11 protein-coding genes are annotated in these 14,813 nt (G+C 68.6%); 1 reads left to right on the plus strand and 10 read right to left on the minus strand.

The window, feature by feature from the left end; all coding sequences use genetic code 11:
- Nucleotides 1-45 precede the first annotated feature (45 nt).
- Nucleotides 46-417, plus strand: a complete 372-nt coding sequence (locus KVT45_RS13270; protein ID WP_217547177.1) for an NTP pyrophosphohydrolase — start codon at nucleotides 46-48, stop codon at nucleotides 415-417.
- A gap of 95 nt (nucleotides 418-512) precedes the next feature.
- Here KVT45_RS13270 and KVT45_RS13275 read toward each other — a convergent pair whose 3' ends face one another.
- From KVT45_RS13275 to ngcE, 10 genes are all read right to left on the minus strand, one after another.
- Nucleotides 513-1,961: a glycosyltransferase family 39 protein gene (locus KVT45_RS13275; RefSeq protein ID WP_217547179.1), complete on the minus strand. Its 1,449-nt coding sequence runs from the start codon at nucleotides 1,959-1,961 to the stop codon at nucleotides 513-515.
- Nucleotides 1,962-2,033: 72 nt separating this feature from the next.
- Nucleotides 2,034-3,530, minus strand: coding sequence for an amino acid permease (locus KVT45_RS13280; protein ID WP_217547181.1), 1,497 nt, complete (start codon nucleotides 3,528-3,530; stop codon nucleotides 2,034-2,036).
- Nucleotides 3,531-3,754: 224 nt separating this feature from the next.
- Entirely contained in the window at nucleotides 3,755-5,671 is a 1,917-nt protein-coding gene (gene dxs / locus KVT45_RS13285; protein ID WP_217547182.1) for a 1-deoxy-D-xylulose-5-phosphate synthase, read from the minus strand.
- A gap of 262 nt (nucleotides 5,672-5,933) precedes the next feature.
- Nucleotides 5,934-7,199, minus strand: a complete 1,266-nt coding sequence (locus tag KVT45_RS13290) for a sugar ABC transporter permease (protein WP_308310723.1) — start codon at nucleotides 7,197-7,199, stop codon at nucleotides 5,934-5,936.
- A gap of 86 nt (nucleotides 7,200-7,285) precedes the next feature.
- Nucleotides 7,286-8,077, minus strand: a complete 792-nt coding sequence (locus KVT45_RS13295; protein ID WP_217547354.1) for an ATP-binding cassette domain-containing protein — start codon at nucleotides 8,075-8,077, stop codon at nucleotides 7,286-7,288.
- Nucleotides 8,078-8,405: 328 nt separating this feature from the next.
- On the minus strand, nucleotides 8,406-9,497 hold the full coding sequence (locus KVT45_RS13300) for a sugar ABC transporter substrate-binding protein (protein WP_217547185.1): 1,092 nt from the start codon (nucleotides 9,495-9,497) through the stop codon (nucleotides 8,406-8,408).
- 134 nt (nucleotides 9,498-9,631) lie between these two features.
- On the minus strand, nucleotides 9,632-10,831 hold the full coding sequence (locus tag KVT45_RS13305; protein ID WP_217547187.1) for an ROK family transcriptional regulator: 1,200 nt from the start codon (nucleotides 10,829-10,831) through the stop codon (nucleotides 9,632-9,634).
- A 372-nt stretch (nucleotides 10,832-11,203) separates the two neighbouring features.
- A complete protein-coding gene (locus tag KVT45_RS13310) occupies nucleotides 11,204-12,103 on the minus strand; it encodes a carbohydrate ABC transporter permease (RefSeq protein ID WP_217547189.1) in 900 nt (299 codons plus the stop codon).
- A 4-nt stretch (nucleotides 12,104-12,107) separates the two neighbouring features.
- Entirely contained in the window at nucleotides 12,108-13,034 is a 927-nt protein-coding gene (locus tag KVT45_RS13315) for a carbohydrate ABC transporter permease (protein ID WP_217547191.1), read from the minus strand.
- Nucleotides 13,035-13,062: 28 nt separating this feature from the next.
- Complete coding sequence (gene ngcE, locus KVT45_RS13320) at nucleotides 13,063-14,514, minus strand: N-acetylglucosamine/diacetylchitobiose ABC transporter substrate-binding protein (protein ID WP_217547192.1); 1,452 nt, start codon at nucleotides 14,512-14,514, stop codon at nucleotides 13,063-13,065.
- Nucleotides 14,515-14,813 lie beyond the last annotated feature (299 nt).

Below are 14,813 nucleotides of genomic sequence, written 5' to 3' on the forward strand. Positions count from 1 at the left end.
CCGTTCGCAGCAGTGTCGGGGCCCCGGGCGTGCGAGGCTTGGGGCATGGAAGACGAAGCTCCCCTGCTGGTGATCGTCGACGGCGCGAACGTCGTCGGGTCACGGCCGGACGGCTGGTGGCGGGACCGCAGGGGAGCCGCCGAGCGGCTGCGCGACCGGCTGGCCGAGCAGGGGCTGCCCGGTCGGCCCACGCCGGTGGAGCTGGTGCTCGTCGTCGAGGGCGCGGCCCGCGGGGTGGCCTCGGTGCCCGGGGTACGGGTGGAGTCGGCACCCGGAAGCGGCGACGACCGCATCGTGGAGCTGGCCGCCGAGGACCCCGGCCGGCCCCGGCTCGTCGTCACCGCCGACCGTGAACTGCGCGGCCGGGTGACGGAGTTGGGCGCCGAGGTGATCGGGCCGAGCGCCCTGCTGCACTGAGCGCTCCGCTGGTTGGGCAGTTCGTTCACCGCGGGCCGGTGGGGGCTGGTCGCGCAGTTCCCCGCGCCCCTTACGGGGCACTCCACCAGGCCCGCCTACTCCCCCGGCACCCTGACATACAGCACCGCCCCGTCCACCTCGCCCGCCTGCTCGTACTCGGCCGCGAGCAGCCTGCGCAGGCTGGGGACGTGGTCGGGGCCGTACGGCTTGCCCCGGGAGTCGTCGATGACCAGGGCCGGCGCCCGGTCGGCCAACTCCGCGCGGAAGACCGGCCAGGTGCCCTCGACGGCGTACTTCTCGCCGACCTGCGGGCCGTCCCGGCCGCCGCTGAAGTTGGTGAGGAGGCCGGCGGTGAGATAGCGGGTGGCGGGGATGCGGTCGGCGAGCCAGTACGTCTCCGGGTGTATGCCCCAGACCAGGACCCGGTCGCCGGGCGCGGTACGTCGGTCGAGGGTGAGCGCCAGCCGCTGCGCGTGCGCGAGTTCGGGCCTGGGGGCCAGGACTCCCCAGGTCAGGAACAGGGCGCAGGCGCAGGCCGAGGCGAGGACGGCGGCCGAGGTCCGTTCCCGCGGCAGGATCTGCAGCGCGGCCGTGGCCAACAGCGCGAGGGGCGGGGTGAGTTGCAGGAAGTAGTGGCCGAAGAAGTGGAAGCCGAGCGTGACGGCGACCGCCGACGCGGCCAGCCACAGCCACAGGTCGGCGGCGCCGGTGCGGGCGATGCGCAGGGCCCGCGCGATGGGCGGGAGCAGGCCGGCCGAGGCCGCGCCGAGGATCGCGGTGTTGGTCAACGCCCGGGCCAGGACATGGAGTTCGGAGCCGGTGAAGGAGGCGTAGGCGCCGGAGCCGGTGACCGTCCAGAAGGCGAAACCGGCCGGGTCGGTGGCCAGGGCCACGCCCAGCACGGGCAGGGCGGCGCCGGCCGCCAGTCTGAGCAGGCCCGCGCGCGGGCCGCCGTACCGGTTGAGCAGGTAGAGCACCGGCAGCAGGACCGCACCGCCGGTCTGCTTGGTGAGGAAGGCGCAGGCGACGGCGGCCCCGGCCGCTCCCCAGCGGCGGCGGTCGGCGCACCACATCGCGGCGGCCGTGCAAGGCAGCATGAACACCTCGAAGGTGGCCGCCTGCGCGTCCTCGGGGTTGAGCCCGACCGAGACCAGCAGGTACAGCGTCCCGGCGGTACGGCCCGCGCGGTCGTCCCAGCGCCGCCGGGCGATCGACGCGAGCAGTACGGCGGTGGCCAGCTGGGCCAGCACGGCGAGGACCCGGACCGGGGTGAGCGACCCGGACCCGAAGACCGCGAACGTCCCCTCGTACAGCCACGGCAGCAGCGGCGGCTTGCGGTCCACGACGGTCTCGTACAGCTGCCCGCCGCGCGCCAGCAGGCGTGCCTGTACGGCGAGATAGCCCTCGTCCGGGTTCCACAGCGGCCGGACGAAGGACGGCACCCGGGTGACGCAGGCCAGGACGGCGAGCAGCGGCAGCAGCCGCGCCCAGTACCCCTTGCGTACGACTACGGACCGTGGCGGCGCGAGGGGCACGAGAAGCATGGGGAGCACGCTATCCGGCCCCGCAGTCCCACCCGGACGGGACATACGGGGCCGGAGTGGCGAGCCTGCCGGTCACGGAGCGTCGGCGGGGGCCCGCTCGGCCTGGGCGAGGCGGCTGTGCGAGCGGCCGTAGAGGAAGTAGACGAAGAAGCCGATGACCATCCAGATGGCGAACCGCAGCCAGGTCTCGGCGGGCAGGTTGAGCATCAGCCACAGCGAGGCCAGCACGGACACGATCGGCAGCACCGGCACCCAGGGGGTGCGGAAGGACCGCTCCAGGTCCGGCCGGGTGTTGCGCAGGATGACCACACTGATCGCGACGACGATGAAGGCGAAGAGCGTGCCGATGTTCACCAGTTCGGCGAGTTCGCTGAGGCTGGTGAAGCCGGCGACGATCGCGATGACGACGCCGAGGAGGATGGTCGGCCGGTACGGGGTGCGGAACTTCGGGTGGGTGTGCGAGAAGAACCGGGGCAGCAGTCCGTCCCGGCTCATCGCGAAGAACACCCGGGACTGGCCGAGCAGCAGGATCATGCACACGGTGGTCAGGCCGACGGCGGCGCCGAAGCTGATCAGGCCGGCGAACCAGGGGTGCCCGGTGGCCTTGAACGCGTCGGCCAGCGGGGCGTCCACGGACAGTTCGCTGTACTTCTGCATGCCGGTCACCACGACGGCCACGGCGACGTACAGCAAGGTGCAGATGATGAGGGAGCCGATGATGCCGCGCGGCACGTCCCGCTGGGGGTTGCGGGTCTCCTCTGCGGCGGTGGCGACGACGTCGAAGCCGATGAAGGCGAAGAAGACGACCGACGCGGCGGTGAAGATGCCCATCAAGCCGAAGTTGGAGGGCGCCCAGCCGAACATCAGCTGGATCAGCGGGGCCTTGAGGTTGCCGCCCGCCGGTACGGGCTCCTTCGGGGGGACGAAGGGGCTGTAGTTGCCGCTGTGGATGAAGAAGGCGCCGGCGATGATGACGACGAGGACGACGGCCACCTTGATGGCGACGACGACCGAGGTGACCCGGGCGGAGAGCTTCATGCCGACGACGAGGATCGCGGTGAGGACGAGGACCAGGGCGGCGGCGAGGATGTCGAAGCCGAAGCCGTGGGCGCCGTCGCGGCCGCTGAGGTACTCGGGCAGGTGCCAGCCGGCGTTGTCGAGCAGCGAGTGGATGTACCCCGACCAGCCGACGGCGACCACCGCCGTGCCCAGCGCCAGCTCCAGCACCAGGTCCCAGCCGATGATCCACGCGGGGAACTCGCCCAGTGAGGCGTACGAGAAGGTGTACGCCGAACCGGCGACCGGGACGGTGGAGGCGAACTCGGCGTAGCAGAGTGCGGCGAGGCCGCAGACGACGCCGGCCACGACGAAGGACAGGGCCACGGCGGGGCCCGCGGTGTTCTTGGCGGCCGTGCCGGTCAGGACGAAGATGCCGGTGCCGATGATGACACCCACGCCGAAGACCGTGAGGTCCAGGGCCGACAGCGACTTCTTGAGCGCGTGCTCCGGTTCCTCGGTGTCCTTGATGGACTGCTCGACGTTCTTGGTCCTGAAGAGCGTACTGCTCACGTGCCTACCTCCCACGTTTGTCGTCCTCGACATGATCGAGAGGGCCGGGGGTGCGTATGCCCCGGCAAGGGAAGGTTCACGCAGATGGGTCGGTCTCGCCACCGGAGGGGTGAGCGAAACCGACCCATCGGAGTGGTTTGTGTTTCGTCGGGGGCTGTCGGCCGGTGGGGGCTGGTCGCGCAGTTCCCCGCGCCCCTGAAGGGGCGCGCCTCAACTGGGGCGTCTCAATCCCTCGCGGGCTCCACCGAGTCGACCTCCGTCGTCGTACCGTCCAGCTTCGCGACCAAACCGGTGACCTGGCGGGCGATGTCGGGGGCCGTGAGGCCGATCTCCGCCATCACCTCGGCCCGCGACGCGTGGTCGAGGAAGCGGGGCGGGATGCCGAAGTCGCGGAGGGGGACGTCCACGCCCGCGTCCCGCAGGGCCTGGGCGACGGCGGAGCCCACGCCGCCCACGCGGATGTTGTCCTCCACCGTCACGACCACCCGGTGGCGCTCGGCCAGCGGGGCCATGGCCTCGTCCACCGGCTTGACCCAGCGCGGGTCGACCACGGTCGTCGAGATGCCCTGCTTGTCGAGGAGGCCGGCGATCTCCAGGCACATGGGGGCGAGGGCACCCACGGAGACCAGGAGCACGTCCGGGGTGTCGGTGCCGGGCTGGCGCAGCACGTCCATGCCGCCGACCTTGCCGACGGCGGCCACGGCGGGGCCGACCGCGCCCTTGGAGAAGCGGACGACCGTCGGGGCGTCGTCGACCTCGACGGCCTCGCGGAGCTGGGCGCGGACCTGGTCGGCGTCGCGCGGGGCGGCGAGCCGCAGGCCGGGGACGACCTGGAGGATCGACATGTCCCACATGCCGTTGTGGGAGGCGCCGTCGGTGCCGGTGACGCCGGCCCGGTCCAGGACGAACGTCACTCCGCACTTGTGCAGGGCCACGTCCATCAGGACCTGGTCGAAGGCGCGGTTCAGGAAGGTGGCGTACACGGCGAAGACGGGGTGCAGGCCGGCCGTGGCGAGGCCCGCCGCGGAGACCGCGCCGTGCTGCTCGGCGATGCCGACGTCGTAGATGCGGTCCGGGAAGGTGTCCGCGAACTTCTTCAGGCCGACCGGCTGGAGCATGGCCGCCGTGATGGCGACGATGTCCTCGCGCTCCTTGCCGAGCTTCACCATCTCGTCGCCGAAGACGGAGGTCCAGTCGGCGCCGGAGGCCTTGACCGGCAGGCCGGTGTCGGGGTGGATGGGGCCGATGCCGTGGAAGCGGTCGGCCTCGTCCTGGAGGGCGGGCTGGTAGCCGCGGCCCTTCTCGGTGAGGCAGTGCACGATCACCGGGCCGCCGAACCGCTTGGCCCGCGCCAGCGCCGACTCCAGGGCCTCCATGTCGTGGCCGTCGATCGGGCCGACGTACTTCAGGCCCAGGTCCTCGAACATGCCCTGCGGGGCGATGAAGTCCTTCAGCCCCTTCTTGGCGCCGTGCAGGGTGTCGTAGAGCGGCCTCCCGACGACGGGTGTGCGCTCCAGCAGGTCCTTGCCCCGGGCCAGGAACCGCTCGTACCCGTCCGTGGTGCGCAGGGTCGCCAGGTGGTTGGCGAGGCCGCCGATGGTCGGGGCGTACGACCGCTCGTTGTCGTTGACGACGATGACCAGCGGGCGGTCCTTGGCGTCGGCGATGTTGTTCAGCGCCTCCCAGGCCATGCCGCCGGTGAGGGCGCCGTCACCGATCACGGCGACGACGTGGCTGTCGCGTTTGCGGAGCTGGTTGCCCTTGGCGATGCCGTCGGCCCAGCCGAGGACCGTGGAGGCGTGGCTGTTCTCGATGACGTCGTGCTCGGACTCGGCCTGCGAGGGGTAGCCGGACAGGCCGCCCTTCTGCTTGAGCCGGGAGAAGTCCTGGCGGCCGGTGAGCAGCTTGTGCACGTAGGACTGGTGGCCGGTGTCCCACAGCACCTTGTCCTTCGGGGAGTCGAAGACGCGGTGCAGGGCGATGGTGAGCTCGACCACGCCCAGGTTGGGACCGAGGTGTCCGCCGGTCTTGGAGACCGCTTCCACGAGGAAGGTCCGGATCTCCTCTGCCAGCTGGACCAGCTCCTCGGGGCTGAGCCGGTCCAGATCGCGCGGTCCCCTGATACGGGTCAGCAGCGGCACCCGTGCCTCCTTGCAGTAGAGCTGATCGAGCTGTTGCCGGGCTTGTCGAGTCTAATGTTCCGCCCGGGCGGCCGACGCGCGGGCTGTACGTCATACGTCACGCGAACGGCCGTACCCATCGAGAGCCCTTCCTATGACACGACTGTGCCCGGCACTGTTCAGTGCCGGGCACAGTCGGAAACCCAGGGGCGCGGGGAACTGCGCGATCAACCACGACGGCGGGAAGGCCGCCCGCGCACCGCACCCCCAACGGCGATCGGCGTCAGCCGCGACCCGCGGCCTTCTGGCTCTTACGGGAGACCGAGTCGATGACAACCGCACCCAGCAGAACGCCACCCGTGATCATGTACTGGATCGACGTGTTCATGTTCAGCAGGTCGAGGCCGGTCTGGATGGACTGGATGACCAGCATGCCCAGGAGGGCGGACCAGACGCTGCCGCGGCCACCGAACAGCGACGTACCACCGATGACGGCCGCCGCGATGGCGAGCATCAGGGTGTTGCCGCCACCGGCGTTGAGGGTCGCGCTCGCCGTCTGACCGGCGAAGAACATACCGCCGATGGCCGCGAAGCCACCGGAGATCGCGAACACGGTGATGCGGACCATCGGCACGCTGATACCGGCACGGCGGGCCGCCTCGATGCCGCCACCGACCGCGAAGACCTTGCGGCCGTACGTCGTACGACGCAGCACGAAGTCGACGATCACCAGCGACGCGAGGAAGATCACCAGCGCGTTGGAGACGCCGGCCGCGTTGTTCAGCACGGCCGCCGCGGCGAAGGACGCGATCGCGAGCAGTGCGACGCGGACCACGATCTCGCTGGTGGGCCGGAACGGCACGCCCGCCGCGCGGCGCCGGCGCTGCTCGTTGAACTGGCCCAGGGCCGACAGCACGACACCGAGGCCGGCCAGCAGGTAGGCACCGATGATGGCCTGGTCCATGAAGAAGGAGCTCTGGCCGAGGAGCTTCACCGGGCCGTTGTCGGCCGGGATGTTGATCGTGCCGCTGGAGCCCAGCAGCCACAGCATCAGACCGTTCCAGCCGAGGAAGCCGGCCAGGGTGACCACGAACGCGGGTACGCCGATCTTGGCGAAGAACCAGCCGTGCAGCGCGCCGATGCCGATGCCCGTGATGATCGTGAGGATCAGCGCCAGCCACTGGTTCATCCCGTGGTTGACCACGAAGACGGCGAACACCGTGGAGGCCAGACCGCTCACCGAGCCGACGGAGAGGTCGATCTCGCCGAGCAGCAGCACGAACACCAGGCCGATGGCGAGCATGCCGGTGGCCGCGAGGAAGTAGCTGATGTTGGAGAGGTTGTCCGCGCTGAGGAACAGGCTGTTCTTCACCTGGAAGATGGTCCAGATGATGATCAGGCCGGCGACCACCGGCAGCGAGCCCAGCTCGCCGCCCTTCACCCGGCGCTTGAACTCCGTGAGGTAGCCCTTGAGGCCCTCTTCACGGACCAGCAGGCGCGGGTCGACGACCGCGACCGGCGCGCCCGTGGGGTCGTCGGCGGGGGCCACCGTGACCGGGGCCGCGGCCGGCTCGGTCGTGTCGGCCTTCTCGGTCTTGGGCGACTCGTCGCCCTTCACGGTCTTGGACGTCTCGCTCACTTTGCCGCCTCCGGGGTGCGACGCTCCGAACGACGGGTCACGGCGTTGTCCGTGGCACCCGTGATCGCCGCGATGATCTCTTCCTGGCTGGTGCTCTTCACGGGGAAGAAACCATTGTTCTTGCCCAGACGCAGCACCGCGACGGTGTCCGCGACCGCCTTCACATCGGCCATGTTGTGGCTGATGAGGATGACGGCGAGGTTGCGCTCGCGCAGCCGCTCGACCAGGTCGAGGACCTGCGCGGTCTGCTCGACACCGAGGGCGGCGGTGGGCTCGTCGAGGATGACGACCTTGGGGTCGCCGATCAGGGCGCGGGCGATGGCCACGACCTGGCGCTGACCGCCGGAGAGGCTGGCGATCGGGATGCGCACGCTCGGGATGCGGATGGAGAGCGTGCTCAGCAGCTCGCGGGACCGCTTCTCCATCGACACCTCGTCGATGACGCCGCGGTGCAGCAGCTCACGGCCGAGGAAGAGGTTGCCGACCACGTCGAGGTTGTCGCAGAGAGCGAGGTCCTGGTAGACCGTCGCGACGCCGAGACCTTGGGCGTCGTGCGGCTTGTTGATGTTGACCGGGTTGCCCTCCCACTCGATGACGCCCTCATCGATGGGATGCACACCCGCGATCGTCTTGACCAGGGTCGACTTTCCTGCGCCGTTGTCGCCCACCAGGGCGACCACTTCTCCGGCGTGGACCTCCAGTTCGACATCGGTGAGTGCCTGGACCGCACCGAATCGCTTGGAGACTCCGCGCAACGCCAGCACGGGCGTAGCGGACACGTGAACCATCTCCTTCGCCGCCTGACCGGCGGGGATGCCGCGCTTGGTGATCAGGCGCGGAGGGGCGTGCGACACCACGGGTTGCCGTCGGTGTACGCACGCGGTTTACAAGATGAACATGCGCGAATCCGCTGCGCTTGGCAACGGGTCCGTCCGACGCCCGCTCCGGCAGCGGGGTATGAAGGCCGGAGCGGGCGTCGGAGGGGTTTCGCGTGACCGTCGGACGCCCCCGGGCGCCTTGCGGAAGGGCCGGGGTGCGTCGGGCGGCCGGGGCCCGGGTGTCGTACTGCGATCACCCGGGCGCTGGCGGCCGGAGCCCTGCGGCTCCGGAGCCGGGCTACTGGAGGCCGGCGGCCTTGCAGGCCTTGGCGAACTCGCTGGTGCAGATGTCGGAGACGGTGTAGAGACCGTCCTTGATCACCGTGTCGCTGATGTTGGCCTTGGTGACCGACACCGGGGTCAGCAGCTGCGAGGGCACCTTGTCGCCGGAACCGCTGGTCTGCGTGGTGGTGGCGAGCGAGGTGATGCTCTTGTCGTTGAGCAGGTTCACCGCGATCGTGGCGGCGGCGTCGGCCTCCGGCTTGAACGCCTTGTAGACGGTGGAGGACTGGGTGCCGGCGACGATGCGCTGGATACCCGCGAGCTCCGCGTCCTGACCGGTCAGCGGGATGCCGCTGATGCCGGAGCCCTTGAGGGTGGTGGCGATACCACCGGCCATGCCGTCGTTGGCGGAGTAGACGCCCGCGATGTTCTTGGCACCGAGCTGGGTGATGGCCGCCTTCACCTTCTGCGCGGCGACCGTGTCCTTCCACAGACCGGACTGCTCGTAGGCGATGTCGACCTTGCCGTCGAGGGCCTCGTGCGCGCCCTTCTTGAACTGGGCGGCGTTCGGGTCGGCGTCGTCACCGTTGATCATGACGATCTTGGACTTGGTGGTCGCCTTGGAGCCGAGGGCGTCCAGCAGGGCCTGGCCCTGGAGCTCGCCGACCTTGACGTTGTCGAAGGAGACGTAGGCCGACACCGGGCCCTGGGCGAGGCGGTCGTACGCGACGACCTTGACACCCTTGTCCACGGCGGCCTGGATGGAGGACTTGATGGCCGCGGAGTCCTGGGCCGAGATCACGATGACCTTGACGCCCTTGGTCACCATGGTGCTGACCTGCTGGGCCTGCTTGGCAGCGTCACCGGCGGCGTTCGCGTAGTCGACCGTGCAGTCGGCACACAGCTTCTTGACCTGCGCTTCGAAGTACGGGTGGTCGAACTTCTCGTAGCGAGCGGTCACGCTGTCGGGGAGCAGCAGGCCGATGGTCTTGCCACCGGAGGAGCTGCTGCTCGACGAGTCGCTCTTCTTGTCGTCGCCGGCCTTGCCACAGGCGGCGACGGACAGCGCCATGGAAACCGCGGCGGTGCCGATCACGACTCTACGCATCGTTGCGTTCATTTGGGGGTGCCTCCCTGACAGGGCCGCAACGCTGCGGCCGAGGTGGCTGGAAGTCAACTCGGCCGTGACTTCGACGTCAAGAAGTAAATACTTAACGAGATGGCAACGGCGCCATTCGTTCTCTAAGTGAAGGCAGGTGCAACAGCGGGCAACGATCCGTCCAAAAGGGTCGAATCGCCCATCTCGCTGAGTGCGAGAGCGAGCGCGCCGAGCACCTCCGCACGGCCGCCAAGCGCCCCCGGAAGTACCGAGAGTTGGCGCGCCGCACTGGGGATCGCATAGCGGCTCACGGACTCCCTGATGGGCCCCAGGACCAGCTCTCCGGCCTCGGCGAGATCACCGCCGAGGACCACCCGGCTCGGGTTCAGCAGGTTGCAGAGATTCGCCACACCACTGCCGATGTGACGGCCGACGTCGCCGATCACCCGACGGCAGCCGGGGTCGCCTTCCCGGGCCAGCCGCACGACGCCCTCCATGGTCAGGTCCGCGCCGTGACCGGGCTGGAGCAGCGGCAGCACGTAGCGGGCCGACGCGAAGGTCTCCAGGCAGCCGCGGTTGCCGCAGCGGCAGACCGGGCCGGACTCATCGAGCGTGATATGTCCGATTTCACCCGCCGTGCCGCCGGGGCCCCGGTAGATCTTCCCGTTGATCACCAGACCGGCGCCGACGCCGCTGGCGACCTTGATGTAAGCAAGATCACGTACGCCCTTGCCGCTGCCCCAGACCAGCTCACCGAGGGCGCCTAGGTTGGCGTCGTTGTCCACGTGCACGGGGACGCCGAGCCGCAGCCGCAGCTCCTCCGCGGGTCTCGCGCCGATCCAGCCGGGCAGGATGGCGCTGGAGCCCAGGGTGCCGGACTCCACGTCGATCGGGCCGGGGACGCCGACGCCCACGCCGGCGATCTTCGAACGGTCCACGCCGGTCGCCGCGATCAGGCGGTTGACCAGCTCTTCCGCCCTGTCGAAGCCCTGGCTGGACGACGCGTCCACGTCGAGGGGCTCGGACTCCTCGGCCAGCACCTGGTGGGCGAGGTTGCCGATCGCCACGCGCAGGTGGGTGTGACCGAAGTCGATCCCGATGACGATGCCGGCGTCACCGCTCAGACTCACGCTGCGGGCCCTGCGGCCGCCCGCCGACGTGGGCGTGACCTCGACGGTTCCGCCGTCCTTGAGCTCGCGCACGATGTTGGAGACCGTCGCAGCCGACAGGCCGGTCGTGCGCGCGATCTCCGCCTGCGTGAGCGATCCGGCCAGACGTACGGCCCGTACGACACGTTCCAGGTTGGCTCGGTGCAGCGACGACTGCGACCCCGGAGTCTCCATCGACCCATCCACTCCCGCCATCGGAGGCGGCCACGGCGCCGCCAACGTGACCCAGATCACCTCACTGAGACCGGGCCACTTACAAGTTATGAACTCCAAGCTCTGCTGAACGGGTTACCGCCGTCAAGTCCTTGACAGAAATCGTTGGCGGTTCGGGGGTTGCCTGGGGGACATGCATTCGACATGTCTAGGCCACTGGTCAGCAGGTGGCGGAGGGGGCGGTGGGTGACCGTGGTGGTGCGGGTGCGGCGTCGTTGTGGCTGGTCGCGCCCACGCGGCGGAGCCGCATAGTGAACACAGCCCCGCGCCCCTGGGGCGCGGTCGTGGGCGCCGGATTCAAGGGCGCCCTCTTTCGGGTTGCGAACGTTCGGGTTACTTCAGAGCGCCCGCTGTCAGGCCCGCCACCACCTGGCGCTGGAAGATGATGTACGCCGCCAGGACCGGGAGCATCGCCATCACCAGGCCGGCGAAGAGGCCGGACCAGTCGCCCTTGTAGCCCTGGCTGACCGCCAGCTGGACCAGGCCCTGGGTGAGGACGTGTTTGTCGGGGTCCGTGTTGAGGACCGTCGGGAGCATGTACTGGTTCCACTGGCCGAGGAAGTTGAAGATCCCCACGCTGATCAGGCCGGGCTTCGCCATCGGCAGCATGATCTGGAAGAACGTGCGGGTGTGCGAGGCGCCGTCGACGAAGGCCGCCTCGGCCACCGATGTGGGCAGGGTGCGGAAGAACGCCGTGAGGAAGAACACCGTGAACGGCAGCGAGTACGCGATGTAGACCAGGATCAGGCCGTGCAGCGTGTTCAGCAGGCCCATGTTGTTCACGACGTAGAACAGCGGGACCAGCGCGAGCATGATCGGGAAGCTCATGCCGCCGATGAACAGGTAGTAGATGAAGCGGTTGCCCGGGAACTGGAAGCGGGCCAGGACGTAGGCCGCCATCGAGCCGAGGACCAGGGTGCCGATCAGCGAGCCGCCCACCACCAGGACGGTGTTCAGGAAGTAGTCGCTCATGTTGGCCTGGGTCCACGCCCGCGACCAGTTGTCGAAGTGCAGCTTGTCGGGGAGCGCCCAGGGCGAGCTGAAGATGGACCGGTCGTCCTTGAAGGACGTCATCACCGCCCACAGCAGCGGCGTGACCACCATGAACGCCCAGATGACCAGGACGCCGTGGGAGAAGACGTTCAGGACCCCGCCCTCGCGCTGCCGCCGGGGCGGCTTCGGCGCCGGGATGTCGGTCTTCGTGACGGGGGTGTCGGTCTCGGTCGTCGTCATCGCTTCAGTACTCCAGCCGCTCGCGACGGCCCAGCCGCATCACGACCGCCGCGAAGGCGAGCGTGACGATCAGCAGGGCGACGCCGATGGTGGTGGCGTAGGCGGCCTGACCGTCCCGGAACGCCTTCTGGTACACGTACAGGACCATCACGGTCGTCGAGTAGTCGGGCCCGCCCGGTCCGGTCGTCATGATCTGTACGACTGCGAACGACTCGGCGCCGAGCGCGAGGATGCCCATGTAGACCCAGCCGGACTGCACGGTGTCCCAGAGCAGCGGCAGGGTGAGGCGGAAGAAGGTGGTGGCGCGGCCGGCGCCGTCGAGCAGGGCGGCCTCGTAGAGATCCGCGGGGATGGACGCCATGCCCGCCGAGAAGAGGACCACGAAGAAACCGACCGTGGACCAGACCAGTACGGCCATCACGCACCACAGGGCGAGGCTCGGGTCGCCCAGCCAGAGCGGCTGGATATTGTCCAGACCAATTCCGCGGAGCAGTGAATTGATCGCACCGCTGTCGGGGTTGTAGGCGAAGGCGAACAGCAGCGAGACGATCGCGATCGACAGCACCTGCGGGAAGAAGTAGACGATCTTGTAGAAGGAAGAGCCCCGGACCCCGGAGATGACCGGGCCGCCCTTCCTTCTCCGGCCGCCCACATTGATCATGAAGGCGAAGAACAGCGCCAGGCTGATCGTCACCAGCGGCAGCACGATCGCGAACATCAAGCTGTGCTGCAAGGACTTCCAGAAGATGTCGTCGTGCAGCATCCTCCGGTAATTGTCCAGGCCGACCATCTTGAATTCGGGGCTCAGGCCGGTCCAGTCCGTGAACGAGTAGTAGATGGACTGGATGAACGGCCACACCACGAAGAGCGCGTACAGTCCGAGGGGCAACGCCAGAAACCCCACAATGAACCGGTACTTGCCGTGCTGCATCGCCACTCCGGTGCCGTGAGGGTGAGTGTTACGGGTGCTTGTAGTGCTTGATCGTGGTGTCCTTGGCGGCCTCGTCGGCGAAGCCCTGGATCTTCTTGACGGCCTCCGCCGGGGTGAGCCGGCCGGCCATCATCTCGCCGAGGCCGGCGACTCCGATCTTCTCCTTCTGGAGCTGCACGTACCAGTCCTGGAGCCGCGGGTTGACCACGTTCGACCCGGCCAGCTTCAGCGCGGCGACACCGGAGGTGAGGCCCGGGGTGAGGGTGATGCCGTCGGTGCCGCCGTTGTACGCGGTCAGCGACTTCACCTTCGTCGTGAAGTTCTTGGAGGAGGCCTCGCTGAGCATGATGCGCAACTGCTCCATGCCGCCCTGGGCGTTCGCGGCCTTGGCCGGGACGACGAACGGCTCGCCGCCGGAGGCCCAGATGGTGCCGAACGGCATCTTGTCGTTCTTGTCGATGCCGGTGGGCGCGGAGACGGCGAGGTTGAAGTCGGAGGGGATGACGTTCGCCGACTCGTTCTCCACCCAGGAGCCGTTCGGGATGAACAGGGCCTTGCCCTGCGCCCAGGCGGTCTGGGACTGGATGTGGTCCAGGCCGGGGGTGCCCTTGAGGATGTAACCCTTCTTGTAGAGCTCGTAGTAGGCCTCGAAACACGCCTTGACGGCCGGGTGCTTCCAGGCGTTGGGCTCCAGGTTGTCGATCGCGTTCAGGACTTCGACGCCGCCGACCTTGCCGATCATCGGGTAGAGCGAGAAGGGGATGTAGTACGGGTACTTGCCCGCGTAGGTCCAGCCGGCCATGCCCTTCTTCTTGGCCTTCTCGCAGACGGCGATCATCTGGTCCCAGGTCTGCGGGTACTCCGCGTCGAGCGAGTCCAGGGCCTTCTGCGAGTACCAGACGCCGTAGACCGTGTAGGCGTAGTACATGATCCAGACCGGGTCGCCGTCGAACTGGCCCATCTCGACGATGCCGGGGCGCAGCGTGTCGCGGACCTTCTTGTTCGGGTCGTCGTACGACGGCGCGTCGAGCAGCGGGGTGAGGTCGGCCAGCTGGTTCTTGCCGACGAGCACACCCATGTCCATCTGCTCGGCGCCGGAGTTGTCGATGAGGTCCGGCGGGGTGCCCTGGTTGAAGCGCGGCTGGAGAGTGGACTGGATCTTCTGGGTGGCGGAGAACTTGACCTTGGCCTTCGGGAAGTTCTTCTCGTAGATCTTCACCGCGTCCTGGGCGTACTCCTTGCCGAAACCGCCGTCGAAGAGGACGAATTCCATCTGCGCGGTCTCGTTGACGCCCAGCGGGTTCTTGGCCGTCTTCTTGCCGGCCTTGTCCTTGGACTGACCGCCGCCGCCACTGCTGGCACAGGCGGAGAGGAATCCGACGGTGGGTACCGAAATCAGGCCGAGTGCGGCCGAACGTTTGATCAGATCGCGGCGGCCGACACCCTCGGAACCATGGTTCGCTGCGGAAGGGGATCCCATGCTCAAGTCCACGCCTTCTCCAGGACTCAGGCGGTGAACCGGATCCTCCCCGGCACCGCGGTCGGGTAGTGCTGGGTCGTGCAGGAAGTCATGCGGGAAACGCCGACAGGTATAGTCCACTTTCCGCCAGCGGGGCAAGATCGAATGCAAGGTTGCCCATGGGTCTTTTCCTAGTTGAGACCTGTCGGAAATATGAGCGATCTCTGTACGCCTTGCCGGAAAAAGAGCCGACATACACCCCTGAATGCCGCAGCCAACACCCTTGACATCACGGGCCACTTGACCACCTACTGGTTCCT

Origin of the sequence: Streptomyces sp. GbtcB6 (genome assembly GCF_019091475.1) — a bacterium.
In the GTDB taxonomy this organism is placed as follows: domain Bacteria; phylum Actinomycetota; class Actinomycetes; order Streptomycetales; family Streptomycetaceae; genus Streptomyces; species Streptomyces hyaluromycini.

What these genes read in the sequence shown, in the direction of transcription:
- KVT45_RS13305 (WP_217547187.1), bottom strand. Translation starts at nt 10,831, where the DNA reads ATGGAGACTCCGGGGTCGCAGTCGTCGCTGCACCGAGCCAACCTGGAA.
- ngcE (WP_217547192.1), bottom strand. Translation starts at nt 14,514, where the DNA reads ATGGGATCCCCTTCCGCAGCGAACCATGGTTCCGAGGGTGTCGGCCGC.
- KVT45_RS13270 (WP_217547177.1), top strand. Translation starts at nt 46, where the DNA reads ATGGAAGACGAAGCTCCCCTGCTGGTGATCGTCGACGGCGCGAACGTC.
- KVT45_RS13315 (WP_217547191.1), bottom strand. Translation starts at nt 13,034, where the DNA reads ATGCAGCACGGCAAGTACCGGTTCATTGTGGGGTTTCTGGCGTTGCCC.
- KVT45_RS13300 (WP_217547185.1), bottom strand. Translation starts at nt 9,497, where the DNA reads ATGCGTAGAGTCGTGATCGGCACCGCCGCGGTTTCCATGGCGCTGTCC.
- KVT45_RS13275 (WP_217547179.1), bottom strand. Translation starts at nt 1,961, where the DNA reads ATGCTTCTCGTGCCCCTCGCGCCGCCACGGTCCGTAGTCGTACGCAAG.
- KVT45_RS13295 (WP_217547354.1), bottom strand. Translation starts at nt 8,077, where the DNA reads ATGGTTCACGTGTCCGCTACGCCCGTGCTGGCGTTGCGCGGAGTCTCC.
- KVT45_RS13310 (WP_217547189.1), bottom strand. Translation starts at nt 12,103, where the DNA reads ATGACGACGACCGAGACCGACACCCCCGTCACGAAGACCGACATCCCG.